The organism is Mesorhizobium sp. M2A.F.Ca.ET.037.01.1.1 (genome assembly GCF_003998075.1).
GTDB lineage: Bacteria > Pseudomonadota > Alphaproteobacteria > Rhizobiales > Rhizobiaceae > Mesorhizobium.
On record NZ_RZSA01000539.1, the window covers coordinates 1 to 4570 of the forward strand.

Below are 4570 nucleotides of genomic sequence, written 5' to 3' on the forward strand. Positions count from 1 at the left end.
TGCAGACCTGGTTGATCGCGGACCCGCCGGCGGCGCAGAGCTCGACCTCATTGGCGGTCGCCGCCACCCGCCGCGGCGAAATGCCATGCCGGACGACGCCGTGATTGGCGGCGAAGATCGCCACCAGCGGCCGGTTGATTGCCGGCGGCGCCCGCCCGCTCCAGGCGGCAATCCAGGCCGCGATGTCCTCGATCCTGCCCAGCGATTCGTTCGGCTTGTCCGCCTTGGCAAACAGCGCGCGGACACGCGCGGCCGCCGCGTCATCGGCAGGGGGCAGCGCCGTCAGGAGGCTTCGGAAATCATCGAAAGGCTTGGCAGGCATTTGCGTCGGTCGCGGTCCGTTGCGGAAATCGCAAGCGGCATAGCCGCCTTCTGCAGCCGGCACAACCGCCTGACGATGCCGCGAACGCGTTGCCTTGCGGCGCATTGCGGAGGGCTTGCATTGCTCCGGCGGTTGCACCATGTGGAATGAACGCAAGAGAACACTATGACCGCCATCGAATCCCCCTGCATCCTGGTCTGTTCGATCGATATGAAAACCGGGTTCTGCTTCGGTTGCGGACGCACGCGCGACGAGATTTCCGACTGGCTCAGGATGACTCCTGACGTTCGCCGGGCGGTGATGGCCGAACTGCCGGCGCGGCTCGAAACGGTGGAGCGCCGGCCGCGCCGCGAAACCCGGCGTGCCCGCATGGCGCGCGAACGCGGCGTTCTGTGAGAAGAAACCGATGAACCGGCTGTTCTGGATCGTCATGGCGGTGATCGGCGTCGGGCTGGTGCTGCTGATGCTCAACAACTCGGCCGGCCACACTTTCGGCATGAACAACAATGATTTCGGCCGGCTGATCTGGGTCGGCGTGCTGGTCATGGTGATCGGCGCGAGCCTGCTCCGCTCGGGCCGGCCGCTTGGCGACATGGCACGCAATATCGGCGTCTGGGCCGCACTGATCCTCGTGCTGATCGCCGGCTATCAGTATCGCTACGAGCTGCAGGACGTCGCGAGCCGCGTGACGGCCGGTCTCGTCCCGGGCAGCCCGCTGGCGCTCGGCGTGGAGAACGGCCGCCCGACCGTCACGCTCGACAAGGCCGGCAATGGCCACTTCGAGGCCCGCATCCTGGTCAACGGCGCGCCGGTGCGCGCCGTCGTCGACACCGGCGCGACCAGCACGGTGCTGACATCGGAAGATGCCCAGGCCGCGGGCTTCAACCCGGCGGCGCTCAGCTACAGCGTCGACGTCTCCACCGCCAACGGCATGGCGCGCGCAGCCACCGTCAGAACCGACGAACTGGCGATCGGCGGCATCGTGCGCAAGGATATGACGGTGATGGTCGCCGCGCCCGGCATGCTGGAACAAAGCCTGCTCGGCATGAACTTCATCGGTTCGTTGTCGGGTTTCGACGTGCGCGGCGACCGCATGATCCTGCGGGATTAATCGGATCGAGTCAGGCCGCCTCGGCTTCCGCCGCGAAATCGATTGCCGCGAAAGCGGTCTTCAGCACCTCCGGCCCGGCTCCAGGTTTGTTCGCATCCGTGGAAAGTATCTGCCGGAAGCGGCGCGCGCCGGGCAGGCCGTGGAACAGTCCGACCATATGGCGGGTGATGTGGCCGAGCCGCCCGCCGCGCTCGATATGGCGCGCGGCGTAACCGGCCATGGCGTCGATCAGGCCCGGATAGTCGAAGGCGGGTGCAACTTCGCCGTAGAACGCGGTATCGACGCCGGTCATGATGCCCGGCGTATGGTAGGCGGCGCGGCCGAGCATCACGCCGTCGACATGGCCGAGATGCGCCGACGCCTCGGCAAGCGATTGAATGCCGCCGTTGATGCCGATGAATTCGTTCGGCTTTCTGGCCTTCAGCCTATAGACGCGCGGATAGTCGAGCGGCGGGATGTCGCGATTCTCCTTGGGGCTCAGCCCTTCCAGCCAGGCCTTTCGGGCATGCACCCAGAGCGCGTCGGCGCCGGCCGCGAGCACGCCGTCGGCAAGCGTGTCGAGCGCAGGCTCCGGGTCCTGGTCGTCGACGCCGATGCGGCATTTGACCGTGACGGGGATTTTCACCGAAGCCTTCATCGCCGCGACGCAGTCGGCGACCAGGGCCGGCGTCTTCATCAGGCAGGCGCCGAATGTTCCCGACTGAACACGATCTGACGGGCAGCCGACATTGAGGTTGATCTCGTCATAGCCGAAGGCCTCGCCGATCCGCGCCGCCTCGGCGAGCTTTGCCGGATCCGATCCGCCGAGCTGCAGCGCCACCGGATGCTCGACATCGTCGAAACCGAGCAACCGTTCACGCGCGCCGTGGATGACCGCGTCCGCCACAACCATCTCGGTGTAGAGCAACGCGCGGTGCGTCAACTGACGGTGGAAGAACCGGCAATGCCGATCCGTCCAGTCCATCATGGGCGCAACGGCCACCCTATGATCTTGATTTTTCAGCACTTTTATTTAACATCAATTTGTTGGAACCTGCCGAGTGCACACAAACTTACGCCAGAATACGACCCTTTTCGCCAAGTTTCGATCTCTCAGTGCACACGAAAAATGGCCTATACGAAGCTCTCATCCGGTTCCTGGTGCGTGCAGGTTCGTCGCAAAGGTCGCTGCGTCAGCGAGACGTTCTTGCGCCGAGACGACGCACGACGATGGGCGACCGAAACCGAACGCTAAGTCGACCGCGGCGAGACGCCGACCAAGTCTCGTGTAGCACGCCTTAAAACTTTCGGCGAACTCATCGACCTCCATATCGACGACATGTGCGATGTAGGCAAGTCCCCATGCCGCTCCAAGGCCGCCGCCCTCGATATACTCCAACGACACCTGGGGAATGCAACATCGCGGCTGTCGATCGCTAGCGGCTCATCCGTTTTGGTCGTGAGCGGGCCGCCCAAGGTGAAACGCGACATGGAGGAAGGCTATGGCGGACGACAAATCCAAGAGAGGCAAACAGGACAGAGCTCGGGTTTCGGCAAGCGAGCCGTATGAAGTCAATTACTTTGCCCGGAAGCATGGCATCACTAAGGACCAAGCCCTGAAAATCATCAAAGACACCAAGGGCAATCGGGACAAAGCGAACGCTGTCGCTGAGAAAATCTCTGGCAAGTAGAGCCTCGGCACGGGGACGCTGGACACGACCCGCTCTACGGCGTTTTGATTGCACTTCCTTGGGCAGGGGCAACTCATGTTTCGGATCATCGTCACCATGGCGGTCGCCGGCATTTTGATGGCGTCGGTCCCGGCGTCGATCATCAGGCGTCCGGATCCTTCAACCATATTCTTGGTCGACCATACCGGTCGAGGGCTGCTGGTGGTTTGTACATGGCCGCTTTACAGGCGGATTTGGTAGCGCTACCGTTTCGAAGTCGCGTGACCCCGGGGGGAGGAAATCTGGGGCAGACGTCGCCGACGCCAGTGGTGGATCGCCGCACCGGCATCCGTTTCAAGCCACGCCTGATAAAAACGGCTCCCCGCGACAAGTCGCAGGGACCATCGGGAGGAATTCGATGGCGTCTGTCGCGATTGGCGATGTCTACAAATCGTTCGGGGCCACCGAGGTCCTGCATGCCGTCAGCGTCGATATAGATGACGGCGAGTTCGTTACGTTGGTCGGACCGTCCGGCTGCGGGAAATCGACGCTTCTGCGGATGATTGCCGGCCTGGAAAAGATTTCGCGCGGCCATATCTCGATCGGCAGCCGGATCGTCAATGACGTTGCTCCGAAGGAACGCGACGTGGCCATGGTCTTTCAGAATTACGCGCTCTATCCGCATATGACGGTTGCGGAGAACATGGCGTTCTCGCTCATGCTCAAAGGTGTTCCGAAGGCGGATAGCGATAAAGGTGTTAAGCGGGCAGCCGAAATCCTCGGGCTGGTTCCGCTGCTGTCGCGCTATCCGCGGCAGCTCTCAGGCGGCCAACGTCAACGCGTCGCCATGGGCCGCGCCATCGTTCGCAATCCGCAGGTGTTCCTGTTTGATGAACCGCTCAGCAACCTCGATGCCAAGCTCAGAGTGCAGATGCGCGCCGAGATCAAGGAGTTGCACCAGCGGCTGAAGACCACGACGGTGTATGTCACGCATGACCAGATCGAGGCCATGACCATGGCAGATAAGATCGTGGTCATGCACGACGGCATGGTCGAACAGATCGGGCCGCCGCTAGATCTATACGACCGGCCGAACAACCTGTTCGTGGCAAGCTTCATTGGTTCTCCCGCCATGAACATGCTCAAGGGAACAATCCTGACTGAAGGCACGCCGCGGTTCCAGGGCGAAGGAGGGATTTCGGTGACTTTGCCCGCGCCGTTCTCCATCGGCAATGGCGAGCCCGTCGTGCTGGGGATACGGCCCGAACATTTGCGGCTGGCCGACAATGGCATTCCAGTCACCGTGGTGGTGATCGAGCCTACCGGTTCTGAAGTACAGATCATCGGCCGGACGGCGGGAGGTGAGGATATCGTTGCCAATTTCCGGGAACGTCATTCCTTCACGCCTGGAGAAACCATCCAACTGTCGGTCGAGCCTGATCACGTTCATCTCTTTCACGGCGAAACCGGCAAGCGCATCGATAAGCC

The 4570-nt window shown here is 62.5% G+C and carries 6 protein-coding genes; 4 read left to right on the forward strand and 2 right to left on the reverse strand.

Features of this window, described 5'->3' with window-relative positions; translation table 11 throughout:
* A partial coding sequence (locus EOA27_RS23525; RefSeq protein ID WP_189562094.1) for a nicotinate-nucleotide--dimethylbenzimidazole phosphoribosyltransferase occupies positions 1–322 on the reverse strand: 322 nt, incomplete at its 3' end.
* A gap of 165 nt (positions 323–487) precedes the next feature.
* Between EOA27_RS23525 and EOA27_RS23530 the strand changes: the two genes are divergently transcribed.
* Positions 488–718 (forward strand): DUF1289 domain-containing protein, encoded by a 231-nt coding sequence (locus tag EOA27_RS23530; RefSeq protein WP_126082696.1) that lies wholly within the window; start codon positions 488–490, stop codon positions 716–718.
* Positions 719–728: 10 nt separating this feature from the next.
* Complete coding sequence (locus EOA27_RS23535; RefSeq protein WP_126082695.1) at positions 729–1433, forward strand: TIGR02281 family clan AA aspartic protease; 705 nt, start codon at positions 729–731, stop codon at positions 1431–1433.
* A 10-nt stretch (positions 1434–1443) separates the two neighbouring features.
* Here EOA27_RS23535 and dusA read toward each other — a convergent pair whose 3' ends face one another.
* The gene (gene dusA, locus EOA27_RS23540; RefSeq protein WP_189343131.1) at positions 1444–2439 is read right to left on the reverse strand and encodes a tRNA dihydrouridine(20/20a) synthase DusA; all 996 of its coding nucleotides are present in this window, start codon (positions 2437–2439) and stop codon (positions 1444–1446) included.
* A gap of 475 nt (positions 2440–2914) precedes the next feature.
* Between dusA and EOA27_RS23550 the strand changes: the two genes are divergently transcribed.
* The gene (locus EOA27_RS23550; RefSeq protein ID WP_127257358.1) at positions 2915–3103 is read left to right on the forward strand and encodes a DUF3606 domain-containing protein; all 189 of its coding nucleotides are present in this window, start codon (positions 2915–2917) and stop codon (positions 3101–3103) included.
* Between the two features lie 397 nt (positions 3104–3500).
* Positions 3501–4570 (forward strand): sn-glycerol-3-phosphate ABC transporter ATP-binding protein UgpC (gene ugpC / locus EOA27_RS23555; protein WP_127257361.1); only part of this gene is annotated, 1070 nt, incomplete at its 3' end.